Origin of the sequence: Thermotoga caldifontis AZM44c09, assembly GCF_000828655.1 — a bacterium.
Lineage (GTDB): Bacteria > Thermotogota > Thermotogae > Thermotogales > DSM-5069 > Pseudothermotoga_A > Pseudothermotoga_A caldifontis.
On record NZ_AP014509.1, the window covers coordinates 583,292 to 609,386 of the forward strand.

Below are 26,095 nucleotides of genomic sequence, written 5' to 3' on the forward strand. Positions count from 1 at the left end.
AGTGTGAAAAGCTATGGACATTTTGGAGGGACGTAAAAAGACTCAAACATGATTGATGCGATTATAATTTGTAATGATACCAAAGGGGGCGATGACTTTGAGGAGCATCAGAGGCAAACTTTTGTTGTGGGCTTTACCAGTTTTAGTCGCATCTTTAACGTTTCTGATAGTCTTTTCGGCTTTCATCGTCCGCGACACCATCTATGCTGAGAGGAAACTGAAGCAGAAGCATGTCGTGGAAACGGCTTACTCTGTTGTTAACTACTATTACAACCTCGTGAGTGCCGGCATCATGAGTGAGCCCGAGGCAAAGGAAGCCGCGAAAAAAGCGGTGAGAGCTTTGAGATACGAAACTGTCGAATACTTCTGGATAAACGATGACACGCTTCCTTACCCCACGATGATCATGCATGCGACCAATCCGTCACTGGATGGCAAAGTCCTCAACGATCAGAAATACAACTGCGCCACTTTGATGGAAACTGTGAGTGGGAAGGTCACAAAAACCGATGGGAAGAAAAACTTGTTCCAGGCCATGGTTGAGGTTACCAACGCGGACAAGAATGGGGGTTTCGTTCAGTACCTCTGGCCGAAACCGAAACCTGATGGTACCCTTACAGAAGAGGCGTATCCAAAGCTGTCCTTCGTTAAAAAATTCCAGCCGTGGGGCTGGATCATAGGCAGCGGAGTGTACATAGATGACATCCAGAGTGCGTTCATGGCAAGATTGATGAGTCTTTCCATTGTTGGAATCATAAGTGTCGGCGCCGTCGTTGTCGTTATGTTTTTCTTCAGCAGGTCTATTTCCAAGCCCATCAAAGTTCTTGCAGGAAGGGCTCTCGAGTTTGGCAAAGGAGACCTCACGGTCAGGTTCGAAGCGAAAGGCAGAGACGAAGTTGCACAGATGGCCCAGGCACTCAACTAGATGGCAGACACTCTTAGAGAGTCCATGAAGATCATAAACGAATCTTCCACGCAGGTCAACGACTCTGCACAGAATCTTGCAAGCACTGCACAGGAACTGAGCGCCTCATCAGAAGAGCTTGCATCGCAGATGGAAGAAGTCAACAGATCTGCCCAGAACGCATCCGCTTCGATAGAAGAAGTCACAAGCGGCATAGAAGAAGTTGCAGCCAGTGCACAGAACGTATCCAAAGCTGCCCAGATGCTTTCTGAAAGATCCAGCCAGGTGAACGCTGCTGCGAAGGAAGGAGAGAAGGCCATAAAGAACATAGTGGAGATGATAAAACAAGCGAAAGACAAAGTGGAACAGACGGCCGTAGTGGTGAGCGAGCTGAGCCAGCAGGCCAAGAACATAGGTCAGATACTTCAGACGATCAACTCCATAGCAGAGCAGACGAACCTGTTGGCTTTGAACGCGGCGATAGAGGCAGCGAGGGCGGGAGAAGCAGGCAGAGGTTTTGCGGTGGTTGCGGACGAGATAAGGAAGCTTGCAGAAGAGAGCAAGAGAGCGACGGACCGGATAGGGCAGATACTGAGTCAGATAAGTCAGGGTGCGATGAAGGCGGATGGGGCGACGAAGGAAGTTGTGGGAGTGGTTGAAGGGATAAGCAAAGATGCAGAAGGGGTGGAGGGTCAGTTCAGGAAGATAGCGGAGCAGATAGACGGTATGGTGAGTCAGATAGAGAGCCTGGCGGCGAGTGCGGAAGAACAGAGTGCGGCGGCTGAAGAGATGAGCAGTGCGATGGACGCAGCGACGAAGTCGATCAGCACGATAGCACACCAGATAGAAGAGATGGCGAAGGCGGTGAAAGAGCAGGCGAACGCGAGTCAGAGTGTGAGCAGTCTGTCTGAAGAGCTGTCTTCGATCGCGGAGAGTTTGGTAGAACAGGTGAGAAAGTTTAAAATCTGAGTGGCGTTGAAAAAAACGAAAGGGGCGCAGATGCGCCCCTTCTTTTCATTGTTTGTACATCACCATCGCACACAGTGGAGGAACAATGAGCGAACCACTCACCTTGTAGAGCGTTTCACAACCTGCTCTTTCTCTGTCAACGACAACGTTCCATTCACCTTCAGGCAGTGTGATCTGCTTTTCAACGACATCACCGTTGTAGATCACGAGTATGTCCTTCCAATCATCTCCGTTCGCGTGGTCTTCGATCATGAACATCACGGTCTTCCTCGGAGATTCGAGGAATTTCAAATGCTTTCTTATCTCTTCGGCGGTCCTCATCCTGAAGGCGGGGTGTTCTTTTCTGAGCCTTATCAAACCCTTGTGGTACTCGAACACGTCGATGAATTCAGCTTTCCTTTGGTAATCGAGTGCGTTTATGGACAGAGGCGCGTTGTAAGAATTGTCGTTGAAGTTCTTCGTTCTGCAAAAGTCCTGACCCGCGTGCAGGAACGGGACTCCCTGGGACGTGAGCAGGATCGCTGCGGCCAGTTTCTGCGCCGATTTCAATTCTTCCTCGGTCCATTCGCGCCTGTCGGCCTTCGCCGCCAGGAAGTTCTTGTCCCAGAGCGTGTGGTTGTCGTGACATGCCACGTAGTTTATGGTCTGTTCAGGACTTTCTGCGAAGTCTACGATGATTCTGTTGTCGTAGTTGATGCTACCCACGACGCCACGTTTCACCAGGTTTTCTTTACCCAGTGCGCCCATGAGGAAGCCTTTCGCGGTCGCGTTGAACACCGAGCCCCTCAGCGCGTCCCTGAAGCTGTCGTTGAACGCCGCTATTCTGAGGTCCATGATCTGAGATTTGCCGAACCTGATCTTCGCACCCCATCCTCCCCACGGCTCGCCGTAGAGGATGACATTTGGATTCAGCTGTCTCAGCGTCTTTTCCACCAGCACCATGGTCTCTCTGTCTATGAGCCCCATCTGGTCGAAGCGGAATCCGTCGACGTGGTATTCTTTGACCCAGTGTGTGAGCACGTCGATGATGTAGCGTCTCATCATCAACCTCTCGGAGTTGGTAGTGTTGCCACAGCCCGTTTCGTCCAGGTAATCCCCACTCTTGGTTATTCTGTAATAGTAGTACGGCACCGCGGTGTCGAGAACCGAGCCTTCCCCAACAGCGTAGGTGTGAGGAAAGACCACATCTAAGATCACACCGATGTTGTTCCTGTGGAAGGCTTGAACCATCCTCTTGACTTCGTAGATCCTCGCATAGGGATCTTTTGGATTCAGGCTGTAACAGCCCTCTGGGACCATGTAGTGGTACGGATCGTAACCCCAGTTGTAGCGTCTTTCGAAGTCTCTGTTCTCTTCATCGCCGGTGTGGAAGTCGAGTATCGGAAGAATATGGACGTGCGTGACTCCGAGTTCCTTTATGTGATCGAGTCCCGTGGTGACACCGTTTGGACCTCTCGTACCTTCCTCGGTCAAACCGAGGTAAGAACATTTGTCTTTGACATTGCTCGTGACGGAGCCTGTCATATCGGCGACGTGGATCTCGTAGATGATCGCATCCACGTACGAATCGAGCTTGACAAAGCTGTCTTCTTCCCAGCCTTCCGGATTCGTTTTCGAAAGATCCACGATCGCTCCGAATTTTCCTTTCAGAGACAGCCCCTTCGCGTAGGGATCGACGCTTTCACGAACCTTCCCGTAGCTGTGGTACCGGTACCTGTAGAACCAGCCTTCCAGGTCCTGCTCCACCCTCGCGTACCAGACACCCTTTTCTCTGCGCTGCATCTCAACGATTTTCGATGGTTCTGTTTGTGTGTAGTCTTCATAGAGGAGCAGTTCCACACGTTTGCTCACGGGCGACCAGACGTAGAATTCGGTGTGTTCGGGTGTGTAGAAAGGTCCCAGCGGCCCATCGTAGTACAGCTGATCGAGCACTTCTATGGCAAAAACGCGACTCTCCTTGAATCCATCCACGCTGATGAACAGGTCTTTGCAGAGATCTTCTTCTTTCAAAGGTTCGGCGAGCCTGACTCTGAAGTGGTTTGTTCTCTTCAGATCCGTCGGGTCCGCTTTCTCGATGCCCTCGATCTCTTTCGCTTCACCGTCGACAGAGAAACTCACCTTCGTCGCATCCTTTTCCACGTCGATGGGATGCGTCGCGTAAGCCTCAACGGTGGAAAAGTCGATCAACCTTGCGAACAGGATCCTCGGGCTCGTGTCCGGTTTCGTTCTGAATATCTCCTCCACCCCCTGCATCAGCCACACTTCGGCGTAACCGTTTTCGATCTCTATGAACCTGTCCTTCGCCACATCCTTCATTTCCCATTCTCTCAGCCTGACGATTATACCAACCTTGGTTAAATCCATCGGCAAAACGATCGTTGCTTTCACGCCAAAATCGTCGCTGTCGTCGAATCTGTACGCCGAACCTTCCTGGGAGATGGGTTCAACGGGCCAGATCCACAGGTTCCAGCCTTCGTAGTTTCCATCGTAGCGGTGGTAGTGCACCACGATCGTCGTTTCTGCGAAGCAGAGCAGCGACACAAGCAACAACATCAACACGAGTGGAAGAATCCTTTTCACAGTACCACCCCCTATGTAATGCAATGGTTGAAGCTTTGTCGTGGTTTAAACCCTCAATTTTAGCAATTTTGTCAGCTTCTCCACGCTCTGGTTCAGCCCACCTGGCCTGTTCACCTCGAGCCACAGTTTTTTGTATTCTTCGACCACTTCAGCGAACTCGGCTTCGAACTTTTTCCATCTCGGTTCGTTGATCAGATCGATCCGACCGTATTTTTTCGCGATCAAAATCCACTCCATCGCGAGTTTGAGCATTTCGGCGTTGTTCAGGATCTGATCGATGACGAGCCTGTTCGATTGGTTCCGAAGGCTGAGAAGCTGATGGAAAATATTCTCGGTCTGCTCGAGATCCTTTTCGATGGTCCTGACATCTTCCTCGCTCAGTGCGTCGAGATTTTCCAGAAATCTCTCCGGGTGCATTAGCGCCACGAAATAGACGCTCGCGTTCGGTAGCCTGACGCTGAGATTTCTGTAGAAGCTACCCAGCGTGTAGAGTTTTTCTGACAATGGCTCACCTTCGAACACGTGAACGTCGGTTTCTCTCAGCAGTTCCGCCACACTCGGTTCCTTCGAACAGTTCCAGCCGAGTGCGGCGGCGTACACGATCGGAAGGATCGAAACTGGAAGATGCTGAGGATGACCGTTGTCACCCCAGTCGGTGAGCAGAACGCCCGACGCGCCGAACCTTTTGCCGTTGAGGATAGCGTTCTTTATGTTTCCCAGCGCGTTGTCGATCCTTCCAACGAACGAGTTCCAGCTCGATGTGCCTGGACAGACGTAGAAGCTGACGCCTTTGCTCGCGAACAGTTCACACTCGCTCTCGTACGGATGGTCTTCTTCATAACCCCACAGCAACGCGATCACATCGCGCGGCAGTTCCTCGATGAGTTCTGGATAGTTCTTTATGATGTCGCCCCAGAACATCATCGTTCTGCCGTGTCTCTTAACGATCCCGTACAGATCGAGGAGAAAACCGAGATAAACCTTTCCCTTGCCCAGCCTCTCGCACAACTCCTTAGAACGGCCCAAACCCAGATCGAAGGTCTCATCGGCTCCGACGTTCACTTTGGAACTCGAAAAGTGTGGCAGAAGTTCGTCCAAAAGCGATTCGATGAACTTCAGTGCCTCTGGCACCGCAGGTGATAGGGAGAAGGGACCCGACGGCGTGCCCCACGGAAAGACGAAGCCCTCGGGGCACTCGGCAAGGTGTCTGTACTCATCGTGTGATAGCCATTTCTCCAGATGGCCAAAACAGTTCTGGTTCGGCACCAGCTCGATGAAGTGCTCTTTACAGTACTCGTCGAGCTCCAGGACTTCTTCGTGCGTGAGAGGAGAATAATCCTTCCAGACCGCCTCGTGACCTTCGTAAGCGAAGGTGTGTTCCATATACAGCTGGAGCTGGTTGTACTTAAGCTCGGACAAAAGATCGACGAGTTTCTTCAGCGTTTCCATCTTGGGGACTCTGTCCCTACTGATGTCCAGCATGAACGCTCTGTTTTCGAAATCCGGTTCGTCCTCTATGACGACACACTCGAGGGGGTTTCGTTCTTTCAAAAGCTGTCTGAACGTCTGGAACGCGTAGAACAGTCCCTGGTTCGTCGCAGCAACGAAGCTGATTCTGGAAGGAGAAACGATCAACCTGTAGCCCTGAGGATGGTTGATCAGGTTGCTGTCGATCAGTAGTTCGAACGTCGAATCGCTCGGCGAATGTGAGACGATGCGATAATCCATCGATCTGTGAGACAGTTCATGCTTCAAAAGTCTTGCCGTTTGTAGTGATTCGATCCTGGAGAAGATCTTTCCTCTTTCAGGGAGCTCGAAAGTTCCTCCGAGTTCGATCGATCGCTTCACGCTCGGTATCACGGTCTCACTCCTTCACTCTCAGAATCGAGAAGTTTGAGCTGTTCCTTGACGCTTTTCAGATAGCTTCCATCCAGAGGATAGAATTTCAAAACCAGCAATCCGACGAGCGTCGCAACGATCGGAATGAGACTGCACAGCATCCTGAAACCTGTGAGTGCGCTCTGGGGTTGTGCTTCGATCGGGAGGTTCGCGTTGTAGCCACTCTTCGAGAGAACGAGTCCGACGATCACGGAGTTGACCGATATGCCAAGTCTGATGATCAGCGCGTTCATTCCGAAGAACATGCCTTCCCTTCTCCGCTTCGTCCTCAATTGATCCTCGTCGGCGATGTCGGCGATCATTATGTCGAGCACGATGAGTGCGGGTGCCAGCGCGAAGGCGAGTAAACATGCAAGAACGATGCCCTCGAAAAAGCTTTTGATGAACCAGAAACCACTCAAGAAGCTCGCCCAGAGTAGCATCGCTAAAGTGAGCGTTTTCTTCGCGCCTATCTTCGCGACGATCCTCTGCCACAGTGGGATCAGGAAAAACGCGACCACGAAGATCGTCGCCAGCATGATCGTTGTGCTCGCTTCGCTGAGTTTCAGAACGTACTTGGTGTAGAAAGGCAGTGACGTTAGAAGCATCGTGTAGGTGAGCTGAAGCAGGAAGGATGCCGTGACGTACGTGAGGAACGATCTGTTCAGCAGTGTGAACCTGATCGCCTCTGAGAGTTTCAAACTCTCTGTCTGGGAGTACTTCGGATTCTCCCTGATTCCCAGAAGGGAAAGGAACATACACACACCGCCGATCAGGGCGAAGAGTATTCCCATACCGCCCCACCCCATCTTCGATGCCAGAAACGGTGGAACCGCTATGCCGAGCAACAATCCAGGTATGGCGAGGACCTGCCTCAGCGCCGACACCCTCGCCCTCTCTTCGAGCGTTCGGTACATCTCTGGAAAGAGCGCCGTCCAGTTCAGTATGACGATCGTGAAGAACGTGTCGAACAGGAAGATGAGAACGGCGTAGTAGAGCACCAGGGCGAGAGGCCTCGAAGAACTGAAAGGTGGATTCCAGAAAAGTGCGAAGCTGAGGGCGAACGGAGCAGAGAAGAACATGATGTACGGTCTTCTTCTGCCCCACCTGGTTCTCGTTCTGTCCGATACGTATCCGAAAAGAGGATCGTTCAACGCGTTCCAGATTCCGTAAAGTACCATCACGATGCTGATCCATGCAGGATTGGCCTTGAGCACGTCCACATAATAAAAAATCGCGAACGTGGAGACCGCGTTGGACAGCAGGGCAGAACTGAACGATCCAAGGCTGTAGAGAAAGTCCTTCATCCTGAGCATCCCTCCGTCTAAGATTCTACAATCGTGCGCACTGAAAAGGTCGGCTTCGTTCGTGCTATCATGTTTTTGGTGATGTGATGCCAAAGTCGAAAATGTTTATCCTGCTCGCCCTCTTTACTACGTTCATTCTGATTCTGACCAGCTGTGGGGTGCCGGTGCCACCGAACTTCTCTGCGACCGTTTACGGGAAAGTCTCCGCGTACGTCGGGGACGTCACTCGACTGAAAAGCTTCCCGGCGTCTTTCTTCATCAGAAGATCGAATGCACCGAAGTTCATCGAAAAACAATTCGTGGTCGGATGCAGAACAGAGGTGAGTACAACGGTTCGCCATTCGATCGAAAAATTCGGCACCGTTCTTGACGAGCTTTCCGTGGGAGACGAAACTTACTTCCTGGTTCGAACAGATTCTGAAGTACCACAGATCCGCGAAGAACTGTCGAAAATTCCGGGCTTTCTGAGCGTGGAACCGAACCGGGTTGTAACTGTTTCTGCCATATTCCCAAACGATTCGTACTTCGTTCAACAGTGGAACCTGTCTCTGATCAACCTCCCTTACGCGTGGACCATAACGACCGGTAGCGACATCGTCACGATCGCCGTCATCGACTCGGGCGTCGATCTTTCACACGAAGACCTCGCGGGGATCTTCGTTCCTGGTTACGACTTTGTTCGCAACGATTCGTTTCCAGACGACGAGAACGGTCATGGGACACACGTCACGGGCATCATCGCGGCCTTGACGAACAACTCGAAGGGTGTTGCGGGTGTCGCCTGGGGTCAGAGAGTCAAGATCATGCCGCTGAAAGTCATGGATGAAACAGGAACGGGCACCGTCTTCAATTTTGCGAAAGCACTCGTTTATGCGGTGGATCACGGTGCGAAGATCATCAACGTCTCTCTCGGTGCGAGCCAGCCTTCTTCTGTTGAATACAGCGCTGTGAAGTACGCTTATGAGAACGATGTGATCATGGTTTGCGCTGCGGGGAACGATGGAAGCTACGGCGTAGACTATCCTGCGGCCTATCCCGAAACGATCGCGGTTGGAGCGGTGACCATCGACGCTGTGAGAGCGAGTTATTCCGATTACGGTCCAGAACTCGACGTCGTCGCTCCCGGTGGGGATGAACAAAGTGAAGTTTTGAGCACTTTCCTGGGGAACACTTATGCTTATTCGGCCGGGACCTCCATGGCCACACCCCACGTCACGGGCCTTGTGGCGCTGATGGTCTCTCAGGGCATCGTCGGGGTTGAGAACGTGAGAAACGTGCTGAGACGAACTGCTGTGGATCTTGGTCCTGCGGGGTACGACATAGTATACGGTGAGGGTCTGGTGGATGCCTACGCGGCGCTGACATGGCAGGATGGATGGGAACCTCTCGTTGTGTTCGGTGTGGATGAGAACGGCAATGTGGACAGCTACACCGTGGCAGACGGACTTGGACGATTTCAGCTCACGGTCCGAAAGCCGAGGGTGAAAATCTACGCGTGGATGGACTTCGACGGTGACGATGCGATGGGCGTTGGAGATCTTTACGGCTATTACGGCTACGTGGGAGGAGATCCGAGGACTGGCTCACCGATCGTTCTGAGCCTTGAAATGAACGAAATGCGTGAAATCAATTTCAACATCGCTCCGATCGTGGATACGACTCACAGACCTGTTCTGAGTGCGAAAGATGCCCAGACCCTGAGCGATTACAAAAAGGACGTCATAGAGCAACATTATCGCTCGTTGAGAAAATGAAGGAGGTAGAATGTGAAGGAATACCTTCTTCTGACAGGCGAAGAAGTATCCAGGCTGGACAGAGAGAAGACGGTTTTCGTCTCCGTGATATCTCCCATAGAAACTCACGGAAGCCACCTTCCTCTGGGGACGGACGTGTTCATCGCCCGGAGGGTGATGGAAGAAACCTGCCGGTCGCTCGAAAGAGACCACGAAGTTGTGAAGCTGTTCGAACTTCCTTTAGGCAGCGACGCACAGCCCGTCTTTGGCTCAATCAGTTTGAGCTATGGAACGTTCAAGAGGATCATCTACGAGACCGGAACCCAGCTCGCGAAGATGAACTTCAAATACTGGATCGTTTTTGACAACCACGGTGGTCCGAGGCACCAGCTCGCACTCGCAGAAGCTTCAACGAAGCTCAAAAGAAAATACGGTTTCAACCTCGTCGTACCGTTCCTGCACATCTTTCAGGACATGCTGAACGATTCAGCAGATATTGGTATCGCCCCTGGCATGAACGGTGATGCGAGCGATCTGCACGCCGGTACCAACGAAACTTCGCTGATGCTCTGTGTCGATCCCCAACAGGTGAGAACGACGGATTTACCGAGGTACTTTCCCAGAAAGAAGAGTACCCTCGGAAAACTTTTAAGGTTTCTCCGTGCAGAGAGTCTGGCGGTCACAATCGATTGGATCAGCGATCCAGAGAATCCTCACTATCTTGGTGATCCTTCGCTGGCGGATCCTGAAAGAGGAAGGAAGATGATCGAATACCACGTGAGAAGATCTCTGGAGCTGTTCGAAAAGGCCAAACGTGGTTCTTACCGACCACCAGAGTTGTTCAATCCAGTCGTGAGAACGTTGCTCAGACTGGTCAAATGAAAAAGCGAAAGGCCCCGTTTCGGGGCCTCACTTCTACCTTCTCACCTTTTACTATTTTATTCTCCGTCTCACGGCTCGGCGGTTTTGCTCGAGCTCGTTGTTCGACTGAAAATTCGATACCGTCAAAGTTCACATTTTCTCAGGGAGCGCTTTTTTCAAATTTCAAAAAGGATCCGACGATTTGGACTTCACCCAACGTTCTGGGCCACCGTGCACACGACGGTTTCTTTCAAGGAGCGCTCCCCATACATTAGATACGGAGGAAAACTTTGACTTTCGGTAACGGGATGGAATCAGGACGAGGATACGCATTTTATCTGGTTCAGTTCAGGTTTTTTCGGCTGCCACTCTTTGTAACTCGTGCGCCGTTGCGATGCCGCCGACGATGATGTTCAGATAGTACGTGAAGAAGCGCCACACCAAGAGCGCGGCGACCGTCTTAGGGCCGAACAGATACTTGAAAAAGAGCGTGTAGACTCCTTCGGATGCACCCGTTGCACCTGGAGTTGGAACGAAAGAGGCAATCAAGAAGACGACAAGTTGCGTCACGATGACATCGAGGTACGGGACGTGGACATCCAGAGATCTTCCCACGAAGTACGTTATGGAGATCTTTGCCCAGACTTCGAGGAAAGCTATGAAAAATGCCACAACCATGACCAGAGGACTCTTCGCGGACTGTTTCATGCAATCGTGGAACAATCTGGTTTGTTCGAGCAATCTTTGCTGAAAGAGTTCTTTCCTCTTCACGATCTTCATCGAGACGAGGAATCTTGATATCTTTGAAACCGTTTTCTCGGCCAGCGTTCTGTTCAGACCGAAGAGCAGGATCAAAAAGAGTACGAAACCGTTCAGCGCAAAACCGAAGAATGCGAGCAGGGCGAGGTTGGAAATCCTCTTCGCAAACAGAGAATACGCTCTGGCAAGTCCGAGCACGCTCGCACAGGTCACGACGATCTGATAGAAGAGAAACCTCGACATGAGCATCGCCGTGGCTTGTCCATACTCGACTCCGCGCTTTCCGAGAAAGGCTATCTGCATGGGTTGACCGCCGGTCGAGAACGGCGTTATCGCGGAGAAAAACCTGCCCACGAGCGTGTTTTTGAAAAGATAGATGAGCGAGACATTCGTTTTATACGAGCGCGCGAACATCCACACAGTGAGAGTTTCTGCGGACCAGTCAAAGAACGCGATCAAAAGCGTGACAAGGATCCATTTGAGAGTGATTTTCTTCAGCGCGTTCATCGTGGCTTTGATGTCCGTAATACCCGCGATCAACAGGACTAAAACCAGGCTGATCAGAACGATCAGGAGTGCCTTCGCTAAATTACTTGCCTTTGCCACGGTTCTTCAACACTTCCTCGTAAACGAGTTTGAGATTCTGTCCAATGATGGTCAGATCCCTTTCGAGAGCGACCTTTCTGGCGTTTTGGCCGAGTCTTTTTGCTAAATCTCTATCTTCAACGAGTTCCTTTATAAATTTCTCGAAATCTTCGTTGCTTTTTCCCTTCAAACAGCTCACACCATCCTGAAGCCAGTCTCTGTAAACAGGTATGTCCCTCAGAACGATAGCACATTCGCACGATAAAGCTTCAAGCACCGCTATGCCTTCGTTCTCTTCGTAAGACGGGAAGAAAAAGACATCGGCTGCAGAATAGGCGCCGACCAGTTCATCCTGTGACATGAATCCAGGAAAGACCACGTTTGGTGGGGGATTTTTCAGAATCTGTCTCACATCCCTCGGAAGCAAAGATGCTATGTTCTTGGAGCCTATCCATATGAAGTGATAATCCTTCAACTTTTTTGCGACTTCGACGAAATCGTGAATCCCTTTCCTTTTGAACGGCAGTGCCACGCACAGAACAACTGGTCCGGTCAGATTGAACTTGTCTCTGAAATTCTTCGCCTTCTCTTCGTCCCTTTTGAAGAAATTGGTGTCAACACCGTTCGAAATCACTCTCCCCGGCACGGTCACCCCGTAACTCCTCACGACGCTCTCCGTGTACGGTGTTGGGAAGAGCAAAAAGTCAGCTTTCGAGTAGAGTCGACGCAGGCTGTAGCGTGCGTACTTGGAGTACACGTTGCTGAAGATGAAGCTCTGTCTTATATCTTCGGCCGTGGTGTGAACGTGCCAGACGATCGGAATGTCTCTCGATCGACAGCTGCTCGCCACGAACCTCGCACCCGGTCCGATCGTGTTGATGTGCGCCAGGTCGTACTCGTCGTCTACGCTGAGTGTGAAATCCACCTGCACCCTTTTCAGCGCCTCCATTTGATGCTTCAGAGCGACACCGATCCCGGATCTGGATAGTACCCTCTTTGCCTCAGCGTAGAGCAGAACCTTCATGCTTACCTCCCCTTGAAATACTTCAGGACAAATGGTACAATTCTTGTTGCGAGGTTGGGTGCGTAGCTCAGAGGGAGAGCGCTTCCCTCACGAGGAAGAGGCCGCAGGTTCGATTCCTGCCGCACCCACCATTTTATCCTACCTTCACCAGTTTCAACCTCTCACCGTACATTCTCTCCATCTTCTGGATCAGCTCTCTGAACCTGTCCATATTCTTTACCACAAGCTCGGCATCTTCTCTCGCTCTGAGGAGTAACTGTCTATCTCTCGCCAGATCGGCCACCTTCAGATCTGGCAGGCCATGCTGTCTCAGACCGAGTATTTCTCCAGGTCCCCTGATCTGCATGTCGTACTCAGCAACTTCGAAGCCGTTCTTCGTGTTTGCAAAATATCTGAGTCTTTCTAAGGCCTCCTCATCGACGTTGCCGACCACCAGAAAGCAGTAGCCCTGTCTGCTGCCCCTGCCGATCCTCCCGCGCAGCTGGTGCAGCTGCGCCAGGCCGAACCTCTCTGGATTTTCTATGACCATCACGGTCGCGTTCGGAATGTCTATACCCACTTCTATGACGGTTGTGGAAACTAATATGTCGAAGTCACCGCGGGCGAACTGTTCCATCACGGCATCCTTTTCCTGCTGACTCATCCTTCCGTGCAACAGACCAACTCTCAAATCTTTGAAAACTTCCCGGGACAGTTTCTCGTACATCTGTGTCGCTGCCTTCACCTGCAGCTTGTCCGATTCCTCGATGAGTGGGTACACTATGAACGCCTGACCGCCTTCAGCAACCTCTTTCCTGACGAATTCGAAAACTTGGTCGATCTTCGTCACGCTCACCAGGATCGTTTTCACATCTTTTCTTCCAGGTGGCATCTCGTCAATGATCGTCAAATCGAGGTCACCATAAACGGCCAGTGCGAGCGTTCTCGGTATGGGTGTTGCGGTCATGACGAGCGTGTCCACCGCCGCACCCTTGCTGATCAGTGCCTCTCTCTGTCTGACACCGAACCGGTGTTGCTCATCTATGATCACGAGTCCCAAATTGTTGAATTCAACGTCTTCCTGGATGAGCGCGTGCGTACCTATGACAACCGCGATCTGTCCGGATTTGAGAAATCTCTTGATCTTGTCCTTTTCAGACCTGCTCGTGTCACCCAGCAGTAGGGCCGTCTTGATTCCGAGGTTTTCGAAGGCTGGAGCCATCCTCCTGTAATGCTGCGTTGCGAGTATAGAGGTTGGTGCCATCACGGCTGCCTGAAAGCCCGCTTCGAAGTTATCCACTATGGCGAGCTGCGCCACGACCGTTTTTCCGCAGCCCACATCGCCCTGGAGCAACCTGCTCATGGGACGTGGCGAACGCATGTCTTCCCTTATTTCTTCATGGGCCCTCTTCTGAGCGTTGGTCAATTCGAAAGGAAGGCTTTTCAGAAACTCCTGTGCCAGCTTCCCTTCGATCTTTTTTGCTATGCCCCCTATGGATTCGAGCGTGTGTCTGGAGAGCAACATGGCCAGCTGCAGATACAACAGTTCTTCGTAGGCGAGTCTTTCTCTGGATTTTTCGAGCTGGTGCATCGTCTTTGGAAAATGCATCCCGTACAGTGCCGTGGCGAGGTCTATCAACTTTCTTTTCTGAATGAATTCGGCGGGCAGTTCATCCTGAACTCCCACAACGCAATGTATGTTCTGCCTCACAAGTTTTCGAAACTCTTTCTGGCTTATACCTTCGGTCAGGGGATAGATCGGGAGTATCTCGAGGACGTTGGAGTTTTCAACCGGTTCCACTTCGGGATTGACGATCTCCAGGCCGCCAAAGGTGCCTTTCTTCACCGTGCCGGTGACGAAGACCTCTCTGCCCTTCAACGTTTGGAGTTGCTTATAAATGAATTCCTGGTTGAACCATTTGAGGAGTAGATGGTGTATGCCGTCCGCGAGCACCGCGGCCACGATCTTCATGGTTGGAAGTTCTTTGATCTCCACGTTCGTTATCTTTCCCTTCGTGGTGACCTTCTCACCGATCAGAACGTCTTTGATCGGAAGCACTCTGCGTCGATCTTCATAGTCACGCGGGAAGTACGTCACGAGGTCCTTCAACGTGTTTATCCCGAGCTTTTGCAAGATCTTTTCCCTTTTCGGCCCCACACCGCGCGCGTACTTTATCTCGAGCGACAGCTGCTTGGCCTGCGATGGATCGGGCCTGGAAAAGAAATGCCACGATCTGTACCTTTCGATCATGCCCAACGCGTGGTTCAAGCGTTTGAGAGCACGTTCCTTCGGAAGTTCCACGATCGGTTCAAGGTAGTTCATCAGCTGTTCCAATCTTTCACGTGCGTCCGGATCCTCGAGAAGAGGATCTTGGAGGAACTCCTTGCTTCGATGGATCCAGTCAGAGATCTGCTGGAAGGAGGCCTGGCTGTCGAGAACTTTGAGAACGAGTTCTTCGAGTTGGTCGAAGAACTCCTCAACGAGAATGGGTCTCGCCGATGAAAATTCTTGTCTGGCCTTCATAGACCACACCAATTCTCGCCCTGATCAGCTGGTCGAGGCAGATGAGGAGGATCGAAACGATCAGAGCCACCATTATGCTGGCAACGATCATGAATCCCTTTCTCATGTGTCGTTCTTCAGATACCCTATGAAGGGAAGATTCCTGTACTTTTCGTCGTAGTCTAAACCATAACCGATCAAAAAGACGTCCTGCACCTTGAATCCGACGAAGTCTATCGGGATGCCGTGCTGGTACTTCTCTTTTTCGATCAGTGTGGCCACTTTGAGGTCCGCCGGCTTGTACTTCCTCAGATAGTTCAGGATGTACCTGAGCGTGTTGCCTGTGTCGACGATGTCTTCGACAACGAGCACGTACTTTCCCTGAAGTGGCTCGTCCACCCAGGATTTGACCCTTATCCTTCCAGTGGACTCGGTTCCCGCGTAGCTCGATACGTGCACGAAAGAGTAATTGACGTTCATGTTCAAATTCAGCACGAGCTCGCTGAAAAAGTGGATCGAGCCCTTCAACACGCAAATAGCGTGCAGGGTATCCGTCTTGTCTTTGTAGTAGTTTTCGATCTCTCTGGCAAGCTGTTTGATGCGCTCTTTGATGGTCTTCTCCTCGAGCAGGACTTCTACAGTCACGTGCTGCCTCCTTTCAGATGGTAGGAACATACACTGCTGCTCGCTGAGATTTTACATCTTCCGTCAGTTCGAACGAACTTTCGGACAGTCTTTTAACGTTCGTGAAGAACTTGAGAAAATCCTCCACAGGACTGAGATCGAACTTGATGTACTTCGTCCTGTAATGCATGGGAACGACGACGTTCGGTTGAAGCTGTTCCACGATCTTTTTCGCTTCTTCTGGGCCCACCGTGAACGTACCGCCGACAGGGATCAAAAGGACGTTCGGTTGACCGATCTGTTGAACCTGCTGCTGATCGAGTACATGACCGAGGTCTCCAAGGTGCACTATTTTCCAGTCTGGAAATTCGAACACGAACACGATGTTCGTACCTCTTCTGGTACCCCCGGCCTCGTCGTGGAAGGTTTTCACACCCCTGATCTTGAGATTCTTGAAGCTGTACTCACCTGGTTCTTTGATCAGCTGGAATTCTCCTCTGAGCAGCCGATGCGCGTTGTGATCGAAATGCTGATGGCTTTCGGTGACGATGTCGGGAGAAACGTTTGGAACCCTGTAGCCAACGGAACTGTCGAAAGGATCCGTCAGGATGCTGATGCCACCGTGCTGGATGAGAAAACACGCATGCCCATACCACGTGAGTTTCATATCCAATCCCCCTGTGAGAAATTATAGCAAGCTGTCGAGGATCCTTTGCGGTGAGACCCAACCGCGAGGTTATTTGTCAGTCACAGGTAACGAGTGCTATACAGTTTGCAAACATAGAAATTATCGTATATATAATGCCTATGAAAAGGCACATTTGAAAACATACAAAATCATCGACTCCCCCTTGACAAGCCGTTGACACCTCAATATAATGAAGGTGGAAATGTTCCGGGAGGTGAAAGAAATGAGCGACAGGGAATTCGTTGTGGGTATCGACCTGGGTACCACGAACTCTGTGATAGCCTGGATGAAACCAGACGGTTCCATAGAAGTCATACCAAACGCTGAAGGTAGCAGGTTGACACCCTCCATAGTCGCGTTCACAAAAACGGGTGAAATACTCGTCGGAGAACCTGCAAAGAGGCAGATGATCCTCAACGCCGAGAGGACCATCAAATCCATCAAGCGCAAGATGGGTTCGGACTACAAAGTCAGAATAGACGACAAAGAATACACACCTCAACAGATCAGCGCGTTCATCCTGATGAAGATGAAGAAGGACGCAGAACAGTACCTCGGTGGCAGGATCAGGAAAGCGGTCATCACCTGTCCTGCGTACTTCAACGATGCCCAGAGACAGGCAACCAAAGAAGCTGGCCAGATAGCTGGCTTCGAGGTGTTGAGGATCATCAACGAGCCCACTGCTGCCGCACTCGCGTACGGACTCGACAAGAAAAAGGAGCAGAAAGTGCTGGTGTACGACCTCGGTGGTGGAACGTTCGACGTTTCGATCCTCGAGATCAGCGAAGGCGTTATACAGGTCATAGCCACGAGTGGTAACAACCACCTCGGTGGAGACGATTTCGACCAGAGGATCATCGACTGGCTCGCTGAAGAATTCAAGAAACAGCACGGCATAGACCTGAGAGAGGACAAGCAAGCGCTGCAGAGGCTCAGGGATGCAGCGGAAAAAGCGAAGATCGAGCTATCGACGAAGCTCGAGACCGACATCAGTCTGCCGTACATCGCGGCAACGAGTTCCGGACCGTTGCATCTGGAAGCCAAACTGACCAGATCGCTGTACGAATCTTTGGTGAAGGATCTCGTCGAGATGACGAGGGGTCCAATCGAAAGGGCCCTGAGCGATGCGAAACTCTCACCGAGAGACATAGACGAGATCATACTCGTCGGTGGAATGACCAGGACCCCGATGGTTCAGAGGTTCATCTACGAAATCTTTGGAAAAGAACCGAACAAGAGCGTCAACCCGGACGAAGCGGTTGCGATCGGTGCCGCGATACAGGCAGCCATACTCGCAGGCAGCGCCAAGGATAAGGACATCGTACTGGTGGACGTCACACCGCTCACGCTCGGAATAGAAGTGAAAGGCGGACTCATGGAACCGATCATACCGCGCAACACGACCATACCCGTGAGAAAGAGCAAGATCTTCACGACAGCTGAAGATTACCAGACGGAGGTCGAGATCAGAGTCTATCAAGGCGAACGTGCGATGGCGAGAGACAACATATTCCTTGGTAGCTTCAGGCTCGTGGACATACCACCGGCACCGAGGGGAGTGCCGCAGATAGAAGTGACGTTCGACATAGACAGCGACGGAATCGTTCACGTCTCGGCGAAGGACCTGGCAACCAACAAGGAACAGTCCATGGTCGTGACCGGCAGACACAAACTCAGAGAAGACGAGATCAGAAAGATGATCGAAGAAGCTCAGAAGTACGAAGAGCAGGACAAAAGAAAACGTGAAGAAGTCGAACTCAAGAACAGAGCAGACGATCTCGCTTACCACGTGAACAAGATGCTGAAAGAACACGGCGACAAGCTTCCGCAGGATCTGAAGGTCAGACTGGAAAACCTCGTCAGAGACCTTAGGGATGCCATCAACCGTGACGACATAGCCAGAGTCAAGTTGCTCTTCGACAATCTCCAGCGCGAGAGCATGAAGATAGGCCAGTACCTGTACGAGAGTGTACGCAAACAAGAACCTGGTGCACAATGAAAAATCGAATAAAAAACCCGACCCGTGAAAGGAGGGATGTGTATGTTGCTCGAAAGACGCGAAGACTTCTTCAGACCATTCAGAGAACTGCAGAGGGAGATCGACAGACTCTTCGAAGACTTCTTCACTCCGAGCATCAGAAGGAGGTCTGAAGCCTTCAGCTTCACACCGGACATCGACGTGTACGAGACCGACAAGGAACTAGTCATCGAGGCTGAAGTTCCAGGAATGGACAAGAAAGACATCACCGTGAAGATCGAGGACAACGTGCTCAGGATCTCCGGTGAGAAGAAGCTCGAGCGCGAGCACAAGGACAGGAACTACAGAGTCTACGAAAGGTCTTACGGCAAATTCGAAAGGTGCCTTGCCTTGCCCGACTACGTAGACACAGAAAAGATCAAAGCAAAATACGAAAACGGAGTTCTCACCATCACGATCCCGAAACGTGAGGAAGTGAAGGCGAAGGTTGTCGACGTGAAGATCGAGTGAAACACAGAGGGGCGGGCAACCGCCCCTCAATTTTCGAAGGAGGTGAAACACGATGATCGATTTCAAAGACTACACAGAGAGCGCACAGAGAGTGCTCGGAGCGGTCCAGGATATACTGAACCGCTACGGTCAGAACCAGATGTCCTCTGAACACATACTTCTGGCCATACTCGAGGACGGCGATAACGCCGCTGTCGATATCTTGAGAAAGATAGGTGTTAACATAGATGTTCTCAGGGATGAGACGTCTTCCTTCGTGAGTAAGTACGGCATGAGATCGTACAATCCTCACAGCCAAGTTGGGCAGATCTACCTTACACCCGATGCGAGGCATGTGCTCGAAGAGGCGAAACGCGAAGCCAGAAGGATGGGAGACGAGAAGGTCGGAACCGATCATTTGTTGCTCGGAATGATCCTTTCTCCCGGTTCGATGACTTACAGGTTGCTGACCCGCTACGGTGTCACTCCGGACAAGGTGTACGAAGCGATAAGGGATCTGAGAACGAGCGGTAAGACCGCAGAGGATGAAAATGTGGATATTCTCTTCAAGTTCACCGAAGATCTGACACGCATGGCAAAGGATGGGAAGCTTCTGCCGGTGATAGGCAGAGAGAAAGAAATACAGCGTGTCATTCAGATACTCGGCAGAAAGTTCAAGAACAATCCCGTCCTCATAGGCGATCCAGGCGTCGGTAAGACTGCCATAGTCGAGGGCCTGGCGCAGAAGATCGTGAAGGGTGAAGTGCCAGACTTTCTGAAAAACAAGAAAATCCTCAAGCTGGACATGGGAAGGATCATCGCGGGAACGAAGTTCCGCGGCGAGTTCGAAGAGAGGATGAAGAAACTGATAGACGCTCTCAAGAGAAACGCTTACCAGTACATCCTCTTCATCGACGAGCTTCACACCGTCGTTGGAGCTGGAGCGGCCGAGGGTGCGGTGGATGCCGCGAACCTGCTCAAACCTGAACTGGCACGCGGAGAGATGCAGGTCATCGGGGCAACCACGATCAACGAATACAGAAAGTACATCGAAAAAGACAAAGCCCTCGCGCGAAGGTTCCAACCCGTGATGGTGCCTGAACCCAGCGTTGAGGAGACCATAGAGATCCTCAAGGGAGTCAGAAAAGAGTTCGAGAAGCACCACGGGGTGACCATAACAGATGAGGCACTCGTGGCTGCGGCGAAGTTGAGCGCCCGGTACATCACCGACAGATTCCTGCCGGACAAAGCGATCGACCTCATAGACGAAGCCGCCGCCACGAAGAGGCTCTCAGGCGAGAAAATCGTCGATGAGAACGACATAGCGAAGATCGTTGAGCAGTGGACGAACATACCGGTTTCGAAGATGCTGGAATCCGAACGTGAGAAGCTCATGCGCCTCGAAGAACTGCTCCATCAAAGGGTGGTCGATCAGGAGGATGCGGTCTCGACGATCGCCAGGACGATAAGAAAGGCTCGCGCTGGTTTGAAGGATCCGAGAAGACCCGCCGGAGTGTTCCTGTTCTTGGGTCCGACGGGTGTTGGTAAGACCGAGCTCGCCAAAGCGCTCGCCTGGGTACTGTTCGGAACCGAAGACGCACTGATCAGGATAGACATGAGCGAGTACACGGAGAAACATTCGGTTAGCAGGTTGATCGGTGCGCCTCCAGGATACGTCGGTTACGAAGAAGGCGGTCAGCTGACTGAAGCGGTGCGCAGGAGGCCTTACAGCGTCATCCTGCTCGATGAGATAGAAAAGGCGCATCCAGAAGTTTTCAACGTGCTACTGCAGGTCTTCGACGACGGGAGGCTCACCGACGGTAAGGGTAACACCGTGGATTTCAGGAACACGATCATAATCATGACGAGCAACATCGCAAGCCAGCAGATACTCGATGCACTCGAAGAGGGCATAACCGACTTGACGCCGCTGGTGGAAGAAGAGATGAGGAGATACTTCAAACCGGAGTTCATAAACAGGATAGATGCGGCCATAATATTCAAACCGCTCACGTTCGAGCACATGAAGAAGATAGTCGAACTGCAGTTGAAGAGACTGGAAGAAAGACTCAAAGAACAGAAGAGAAATGTCATTTTCACCGAGGCAGCGAAGGAATACCTAGCGAACAGGGGTTATCTACCCGCCATGGGTGCGAGGCCGTTGAGGAGGGTCATAGAGAGCGAGGTGGAAACAGTCCTGGCAGACAAGATCATCTCGGGAGAGTTCAAAGAGGGAGAAACGATCACGGTCGATGCGGACGAGTTCGGCTTGATCTTCAAAAAGTGAGGGGCTCAGTGCCCCTCATTTTTTATCCTATCTGCTTCACCGAAGCTCTCTCGATGAAGTGAGCCTTCAGGACCGTCCTGCTGGGTTTCGAACCGTTCTGGAGAATGTCCATCATCATCGTTGCCGCGATCAAACCCATCTGTTCTGGTTCCTGCGCAACGCACGTGATGGGAGGATCGAATATCTCGTTCCAGTACGAATCGTCGAACGAGACGATGGAAATGTCTTCCGGCACCTTCACGTTCAGTTCTTTGATGGCCTTCATCACACCGAGCATCATGAGATTGTTGGATACGAGCAAGGCTGTCGGGCGATCTCTGAGCTGGAAAAACTTCTTGGCTGCCTGGTACGCACCCTCCTGGGTGGAACGGCCGTCCAGGATCCATTCTTCTTTCACAAGAATCCCCAATTCGTCGCAGGTTTTGAGCACACCTGAAAGCCTCATTTTGCCCGTGTAAGACCGCGATCTGAGGGTGATGATCCCGAGGCTCCTGTGTCCTTTCCCGTACAGATAGCGTACAAGCTCTGCGACTCCTCCCTCGTTGTCCGTTATCACGTAGCTGGCCTCCAGGCCGGGAATGATCCTGTCGAAAAAGACTAAGGGAATCTGCATGTCCAGAATCTTTTTGTAAGTTGATCTGTTACCTCCAGAGTCGGTGGGTGCCGAAAGGATGCCGGCAACTCTCTGGCTCAAGAGTGTTCTCAGATTGTCCTCTTCTTTTTCTACGTTTTCATCCGTTGAGCACAGGAGTACGTGGTATCCAAGAGGATAGAAGATTCTCTCCATGCCGTGCAGAATTTGCGCGAAGAATGGGTTGGAAATGTCTGGTATCAGGACACCGATGATCTTGGTCTTGCCCTTCCTGAGACCCACCGCGGCGAGGTCCGGTGAGTAACCTTTCATTTTCGCAAACTCCAGAATTTTTTTGCGCAGTTCCTCGCTGACACCAGGCTTTCCGTTGATCGCTCTCGATACCGTGGAAACGTTGACCCCAAGTTCCCTCGCGATATCCTTCAGAGTGATCTTCAAGCTCCTTCACCCCATACGTTTGCGTTCAGAATAATTCTACATCAAGTTACGTGAAAGCCCCAACCTTCCTCAGGCAAAAGCAATGCAAACGCCGGCTGATTGAGTCAAGGTTCGACCCGAAACAGGTGGTTGGATTCTCAGTTTGAAAAGAGTGGAGCGATTATTGTTCTCTGTGAGCGGAAAGCATGAGATTTGCTATCGTTATCAACAACTCTTTCCAGGAATGTACTGGATATCTGCGTCCGCCAAAGGTGTATGCAACGATCGATTTGCCAGTGTAGGTTTCTGAAGATGCGCGAGAAATTTGTTTCGATGGTGGTTGCTTCTGCGGTGATGCTCCAACGGTGGAAAATGCTCTCTCTTTCTGATAAACCTGCATCAGAAATTGCTTTGTCGTTTCGATGTCTGGTTTGTAACCGCACATCTTTTCCACAGTGTCAGCCAGTAGATCAACCAAGAGTTCATCTGGTTCCGTGATCATCTTTTCCCACGCCCTGGGTAGTGTCCTTTCAATCAGCTGTTGCCTTTCTTTGCTCTTGTATATTCTCTCGGCGTATTCTACCGCCTTACCAGATATCACACTATCCTTTGATGGAAATGTCTCGAACTTCTCCGCGATGTCCTTGCTCTCTTGATCGGATATCTCAATGGTGTAAAATTTCCTTTGTTCCCAGCTTCCTTCACGAAGAGGCAGATAGAACCACCAGCTGATACCGTTCGTTAAGACCGCCAATTTGACGACTTCTTGAAACGAGTAATTCAGGAGTTGTTCCTGATGTTTCTCCAAATCCTCACCGATCTTTTTCACCTCGAGAAACACTTTGATTTTACCGTTGTGCTTAAGGGCAAAATCTACTTTCTTGCTTCCAACGGAATACTCTGGGTGAACCTCATCTACGTTGAACGGATCCCAGCCCAGCACTTTTAAAACCCTGAGAACCACAGCTTGCTTGGTGACCGCTTCGTCAAAAGTGTGAAGCTGCTTATTCCTCTTAAGGTCATCCACCAACCTGAGCAACTCTTCATTCACTCGCCGATGTGCAAATAATAGACGAATCGTTCGATGAACTCGCTCAAACATCGACTTCAAACGTGGTCACATGCAGAGTGAAAGTTGTGCGATTTGCACACATGTGAACAATGTGATCGCAGTTGATGGAAAAACTTCAGTGTTCGACTCTCAAGGAAACGTTGTTAATGAATGTGCATCACACATTGTTTTGGATACCGTTGCGAGAGATACGTGCGGCAGTTTCTTGAATTGAGAAGGCATTAAACAATCTCTTCCTTGTTCGTAAGACACCGAGAAGTTCGCACGGTCGTCTTCGCCACTTTTGGAATACGAGCTGTGATCGTCCTGCCATTGGAGTCAACTTTCCTTCGAAAAGCATCTTCACTTTCAACCGGCAAACCTGAACTTTCAAACGCTGAACGCACTTCAGATTCCTCGTTTTGTCGTAGTGTGACCAGCTTTGCTGTTTCTTTCAATCCAAAGGTCTGCAACGGAGAAGAACCACAGCGAAAAAGCGTGTGAGTGCCGCTGCTTGTTTCAATTTTTACCATACGTTAATTAGAGATTTTATTAGAGAAACTGCGAAAACGCGAGCCAGAATAAGATTTTAACAGTTAGACCCGGTCCATCAACGTGTTCCAAGCTAATTGACGCTCCAAGCGGTTTCTTCGGAGATGAATTTAATTGTTAAGTTCACTATAATAAAATTGCTTGAAGGAACGAATACTGTATTTTCACCGAGTGACAGGGGGGGATGTTTGTGAGAAGGTTGTTTGTCGTCCTGCTCGTTCTGGTAGCAGTGGTGACGAGTCTCGCCTGGACCGCCTATGCAACGCCGCAAGACTACGAAAGGGTTACGGGCAAGAAGATCACTTCCTACAAAGAATCGCCGATGCTCGCTGAGCTCGTCAAGCAGGGAAAGTTGCCACCCGTTGAGCAAAGGCTTCCTGAAGAACCACTCGTGATCGTACCCGAAGAGGAAATCGGCCAGTTCGGTGGGACCTGGCGAAGGGCATGGAAGGGCCTGGCAGACAGGTGGGGTTTGTACAGGTTGATCGCAGCCCACTTCGTCTTCTGGGACAAAGAAGGTGGAGAGTTCCTGCCAGGCATAGCCAAGAAATGGGACATACTTGAGAACGGCAGGATCTACATTTTCTACCTGAGAAAAGGCATGAAATGGTCTGACGGCCATCCTTTCACGGCAGACGATGTCGTCTTTTTCGTGGAGAAAATCGTTGGTAACAACGATCTCACTCCTTCCAAGCCGGCGTGGTACAGAATCGGTGGACAAACTGTGAAGGTCTCCAAGATCGACGATTACACGGTGAAATTCGAGTTCGCTCAGCCGTATCCGTTGTTCATGATGGAACTGGCCAGAGGTACTTTCTGCGCTCCGAAACATTACCTGTCGAAGTTCCATCCGGATTTCACACCCATGGAAGAGATACAGAAGATGATGGTTCCAGGCACACACAACACGTGGGTTGATCTCTTCAACGATAAGAACGACTTTCTCAAGAATCCCGAGCTTCCAACCATCTTGACGTGGAAACCTGTGAACGATCCTTCCGGACAGTTCTTCGTACTGGAGAGAAATCCTTACTTCTGGGCAGTGGATGTGGAAGGAAATCAGCTTCCTTACATCGATTACATCAGGAACGAGTACATAACCGACAACGAGGTGATCCTGCTCAAAGCGATTGCCGGAGAATTGGATTTCCAGTGGAGACACATAGGCTTGCTCGGAGCAGGTTTGGCGAACTATCCGTTGTTGAAGGAAAACGAAAAGAAAGGCGATTACAGGGTCCTGCTCTGGTCGAACGCGAACGGATCGGTGAGTCAGCTCATGTTGAACGTTTCGGATCCACAGGATCCTGAACTCGGTAAAATCTTCAACGATGTCAGATTCAGAAGGGCTCTTTCGCTTGGTATCAACAGGGAAGAGATCAACGAGATTTTCTACAACGGCCTTGCTGAGCCAAGGCAAGCGTCGTTCGTCAGCGGTTCGGCTTACTTCGATCCGGAATGGGAAAGAGCGTACGCAGAGTACGATCCAGACAGAGCAAACAAGTTGCTCGATGAGATGGGATTGAAATGGGATTCCAAGCACGAGTACCGGTTGCTACCAGATGGCAGGCCGCTCAGGTTCACGATACAGGTCGTTGGACAACCACACGTCGACATCTGGACGATGGTGAAGGAGCAATGGAAAAAGATAGGCGTTTGGGTTGAAATCGAAAACCTCGAACGCTCCCTGTACGAAAGCAGACTGAGTGCGCACTACTTCGATGCACAGGTCTGGTTGCTCGACAGAGCAGCTCAACCACTCGCCGATCCGATGATGATCATCCCGGGTGGGTCTCAGTATGCCACGTCCTGGTACGTGGGCTGGATGGATTGGATCAACGCCTACTTGAAAGGTGAAACGCCTCCGGAAAACGCCAAGGAACCACCTGCCGAGGTGAAGAGGTTGATCGAGGTTTGGGAACAGATCAAGACCTGCACGGATCCACAGAGGATCAAAGAGCTCATGAAAGAGGTCACGAGGATACACAGAGAGAATCTTTGGATGATAGGAACTGTTGGAGAAGATCCATCTCCACTCGTCGTGAAGAACAATTTCAGGAACGTCCCAGAAAAGCTCGTTGCAGAAACTCCTTTCTTCACACCGCTCAACGCCATGCCGATGCAGTTCTTCATCAAGCAGAAGTGAACTGAGAAAGATCGAACCCCGCCTTCGGGCGGGGTTTTTTATGACGATCCGCAACGTTTTGGGTTAAACCCAATCAGAACGCGTTTTCGTCCCGTTTTGCCGGCAAGGATTCGATATTTCCACGTTTCTCTTTGTAGCTTTTGATTTTTCATTTTTCCCATGCTTGACTTCAAAGTTCGGAAACGACTATAC

At 51.0% G+C, this 26,095-nt stretch carries 19 protein-coding genes and 1 tRNA gene; 9 read left to right on the top strand and 11 right to left on the bottom strand.

Annotated features, from left to right (window positions below; all coding sequences use genetic code 11):
• The first annotated feature begins 97 nt into the window (after positions 1-97).
• Positions 98-925 (top strand): cache domain-containing protein, encoded by an 828-nt coding sequence (locus tag TSP01S_RS10330; RefSeq protein WP_052463474.1) that lies wholly within the window; start codon positions 98-100, stop codon positions 923-925.
• A 24-nt stretch (positions 926-949) separates the two neighbouring features.
• Positions 950-1,873 carry a methyl-accepting chemotaxis protein gene (locus tag TSP01S_RS10255; RefSeq protein ID WP_052463475.1) on the top strand — a complete coding sequence of 308 codons (924 nt, stop codon included), beginning with the start codon at positions 950-952 and terminating at the stop codon, positions 1,871-1,873.
• Between the two features lie 45 nt (positions 1,874-1,918).
• On the opposite strand, the gene pulA is transcribed toward TSP01S_RS10255, so the two are convergent.
• The 3 genes from pulA to TSP01S_RS02835 all read right to left on the bottom strand — a co-directional run bounded on the left by pulA (position 1,919) and on the right by TSP01S_RS02835 (position 7,638).
• On the bottom strand, positions 1,919-4,426 hold the full coding sequence (gene pulA, locus TSP01S_RS02825) for a type I pullulanase (protein WP_408033237.1): 2,508 nt from the start codon (positions 4,424-4,426) through the stop codon (positions 1,919-1,921).
• Positions 4,427-4,498: 72 nt separating this feature from the next.
• A complete protein-coding gene (locus TSP01S_RS02830; RefSeq protein WP_041076289.1) occupies positions 4,499-6,313 on the bottom strand; it encodes a beta-N-acetylhexosaminidase in 1,815 nt (604 codons plus the stop codon).
• The gene (locus TSP01S_RS02835) at positions 6,310-7,638 is read right to left on the bottom strand and encodes an MFS transporter (protein WP_171816796.1); all 1,329 of its coding nucleotides are present in this window, start codon (positions 7,636-7,638) and stop codon (positions 6,310-6,312) included. Before TSP01S_RS02835 ends, TSP01S_RS02830 begins: the two co-directional genes overlap by 4 nt.
• An 86-nt stretch (positions 7,639-7,724) precedes the next feature.
• Between TSP01S_RS02835 and TSP01S_RS02840 the strand changes: the two genes are divergently transcribed.
• Complete coding sequence (locus tag TSP01S_RS02840; RefSeq protein WP_082021633.1) at positions 7,725-9,392, top strand: S8 family peptidase; 1,668 nt, start codon at positions 7,725-7,727, stop codon at positions 9,390-9,392.
• A 12-nt stretch (positions 9,393-9,404) separates the two neighbouring features.
• Complete coding sequence (locus TSP01S_RS02845; protein WP_041076291.1) at positions 9,405-10,253, top strand: creatininase family protein; 849 nt, start codon at positions 9,405-9,407, stop codon at positions 10,251-10,253.
• Positions 10,254-10,580: 327 nt separating this feature from the next.
• Here TSP01S_RS02845 and TSP01S_RS02850 read toward each other — a convergent pair whose 3' ends face one another.
• Both TSP01S_RS02850 and TSP01S_RS02855 read right to left on the bottom strand, forming a co-directional pair.
• Positions 10,581-11,597, bottom strand: a complete 1,017-nt coding sequence (locus TSP01S_RS02850; RefSeq protein WP_041076293.1) for a lysylphosphatidylglycerol synthase transmembrane domain-containing protein — start codon at positions 11,595-11,597, stop codon at positions 10,581-10,583.
• Complete coding sequence (locus TSP01S_RS02855; RefSeq protein WP_041076295.1) at positions 11,581-12,600, bottom strand: glycosyltransferase family 4 protein; 1,020 nt, start codon at positions 12,598-12,600, stop codon at positions 11,581-11,583. Before TSP01S_RS02855 ends, TSP01S_RS02850 begins: the two co-directional genes overlap by 17 nt.
• 56 nt (positions 12,601-12,656) lie before the next feature.
• Here TSP01S_RS02855 and TSP01S_RS02860 point away from each other — a divergent pair.
• Positions 12,657-12,731 (top strand) — tRNA-Val (locus TSP01S_RS02860).
• 2 nt (positions 12,732-12,733) lie between these two features.
• Here the strand turns inward: TSP01S_RS02860 and recG are convergent.
• From recG to TSP01S_RS02875, 4 genes are read right to left on the bottom strand one after another with little or no spacing between them, the layout of a single operon-like run.
• Complete coding sequence (gene recG / locus TSP01S_RS02865) at positions 12,734-15,103, bottom strand: ATP-dependent DNA helicase RecG (RefSeq protein WP_041076297.1); 2,370 nt, start codon at positions 15,101-15,103, stop codon at positions 12,734-12,736.
• On the bottom strand, positions 15,057-15,209 hold the full coding sequence (locus tag TSP01S_RS10285; RefSeq protein ID WP_171816797.1) for a hypothetical protein: 153 nt from the start codon (positions 15,207-15,209) through the stop codon (positions 15,057-15,059). Before TSP01S_RS10285 ends, recG begins: the two co-directional genes overlap by 47 nt.
• A complete protein-coding gene (hpt, locus tag TSP01S_RS02870) occupies positions 15,206-15,727 on the bottom strand; it encodes a hypoxanthine phosphoribosyltransferase (RefSeq protein ID WP_041076299.1) in 522 nt (173 codons plus the stop codon). The genes TSP01S_RS10285 and hpt overlap by 4 nt, the downstream gene beginning before the upstream one ends.
• A 13-nt stretch (positions 15,728-15,740) precedes the next feature.
• A complete protein-coding gene (locus tag TSP01S_RS02875; protein WP_041076301.1) occupies positions 15,741-16,373 on the bottom strand; it encodes an MBL fold metallo-hydrolase in 633 nt (210 codons plus the stop codon).
• 244 nt (positions 16,374-16,617) lie between these two features.
• Here TSP01S_RS02875 and dnaK point away from each other — a divergent pair, with 244 nt between their 5' ends.
• From dnaK to TSP01S_RS02890, 3 genes are read left to right on the top strand one after another with little or no spacing between them, the layout of a single operon-like run.
• Complete coding sequence (dnaK, locus tag TSP01S_RS02880) at positions 16,618-18,393, top strand: molecular chaperone DnaK (protein ID WP_041076303.1); 1,776 nt, start codon at positions 16,618-16,620, stop codon at positions 18,391-18,393.
• Positions 18,394-18,435: 42 nt separating this feature from the next.
• The gene (locus TSP01S_RS02885) at positions 18,436-18,882 is read left to right on the top strand and encodes an Hsp20/alpha crystallin family protein (protein WP_041076305.1); all 447 of its coding nucleotides are present in this window, start codon (positions 18,436-18,438) and stop codon (positions 18,880-18,882) included.
• Positions 18,883-18,934: 52 nt separating this feature from the next.
• Complete coding sequence (locus tag TSP01S_RS02890) at positions 18,935-21,148, top strand: ATP-dependent Clp protease ATP-binding subunit (RefSeq protein WP_041076307.1); 2,214 nt, start codon at positions 18,935-18,937, stop codon at positions 21,146-21,148.
• A gap of 22 nt (positions 21,149-21,170) precedes the next feature.
• On the opposite strand, the gene TSP01S_RS02895 is transcribed toward TSP01S_RS02890, so the two are convergent.
• On the bottom strand, positions 21,171-22,178 hold the full coding sequence (locus TSP01S_RS02895; RefSeq protein ID WP_041076309.1) for a LacI family DNA-binding transcriptional regulator: 1,008 nt from the start codon (positions 22,176-22,178) through the stop codon (positions 21,171-21,173).
• A gap of 160 nt (positions 22,179-22,338) precedes the next feature.
• On the bottom strand, positions 22,339-23,196 hold the full coding sequence (locus TSP01S_RS02900) for a type I restriction endonuclease (RefSeq protein WP_197538908.1): 858 nt from the start codon (positions 23,194-23,196) through the stop codon (positions 22,339-22,341).
• Between the two features lie 754 nt (positions 23,197-23,950).
• Here TSP01S_RS02900 and TSP01S_RS02905 point away from each other — a divergent pair.
• Positions 23,951-25,903 (top strand): ABC transporter substrate-binding protein, encoded by a 1,953-nt coding sequence (locus TSP01S_RS02905; RefSeq protein WP_041076311.1) that lies wholly within the window; start codon positions 23,951-23,953, stop codon positions 25,901-25,903.
• Positions 25,904-26,095 lie beyond the last annotated feature (192 nt).

What these genes read in the sequence shown, in the direction of transcription:
- TSP01S_RS10255 (WP_052463475.1), top strand. Translation starts at nt 950, where the DNA reads ATGAAGATCATAAACGAATCTTCCACGCAGGTCAACGACTCTGCACAG.
- pulA (WP_408033237.1), bottom strand. Translation starts at nt 4,426, where the DNA reads ATGTTGTTGCTTGTGTCGCTGCTCTGCTTCGCAGAAACGACGATCGTG.
- TSP01S_RS02835 (WP_171816796.1), bottom strand. Translation starts at nt 7,638, where the DNA reads ATGAAGGACTTTCTCTACAGCCTTGGATCGTTCAGTTCTGCCCTGCTG.
- TSP01S_RS02840 (WP_082021633.1), top strand. Translation starts at nt 7,725, where the DNA reads ATGCCAAAGTCGAAAATGTTTATCCTGCTCGCCCTCTTTACTACGTTC.
- TSP01S_RS02855 (WP_041076295.1), bottom strand. Translation starts at nt 12,600, where the DNA reads ATGAAGGTTCTGCTCTACGCTGAGGCAAAGAGGGTACTATCCAGATCC.
- recG (WP_041076297.1), bottom strand. Translation starts at nt 15,103, where the DNA reads ATGAAGGCCAGACAAGAATTTTCATCGGCGAGACCCATTCTCGTTGAG.
- TSP01S_RS10285 (WP_171816797.1), bottom strand. Translation starts at nt 15,209, where the DNA reads ATGAGAAAGGGATTCATGATCGTTGCCAGCATAATGGTGGCTCTGATC.
- TSP01S_RS02875 (WP_041076301.1), bottom strand. Translation starts at nt 16,373, where the DNA reads ATGAAACTCACGTGGTATGGGCATGCGTGTTTTCTCATCCAGCACGGT.
- dnaK (WP_041076303.1), top strand. Translation starts at nt 16,618, where the DNA reads ATGAGCGACAGGGAATTCGTTGTGGGTATCGACCTGGGTACCACGAAC.
- TSP01S_RS02885 (WP_041076305.1), top strand. Translation starts at nt 18,436, where the DNA reads ATGTTGCTCGAAAGACGCGAAGACTTCTTCAGACCATTCAGAGAACTG.
- TSP01S_RS02890 (WP_041076307.1), top strand. Translation starts at nt 18,935, where the DNA reads ATGATCGATTTCAAAGACTACACAGAGAGCGCACAGAGAGTGCTCGGA.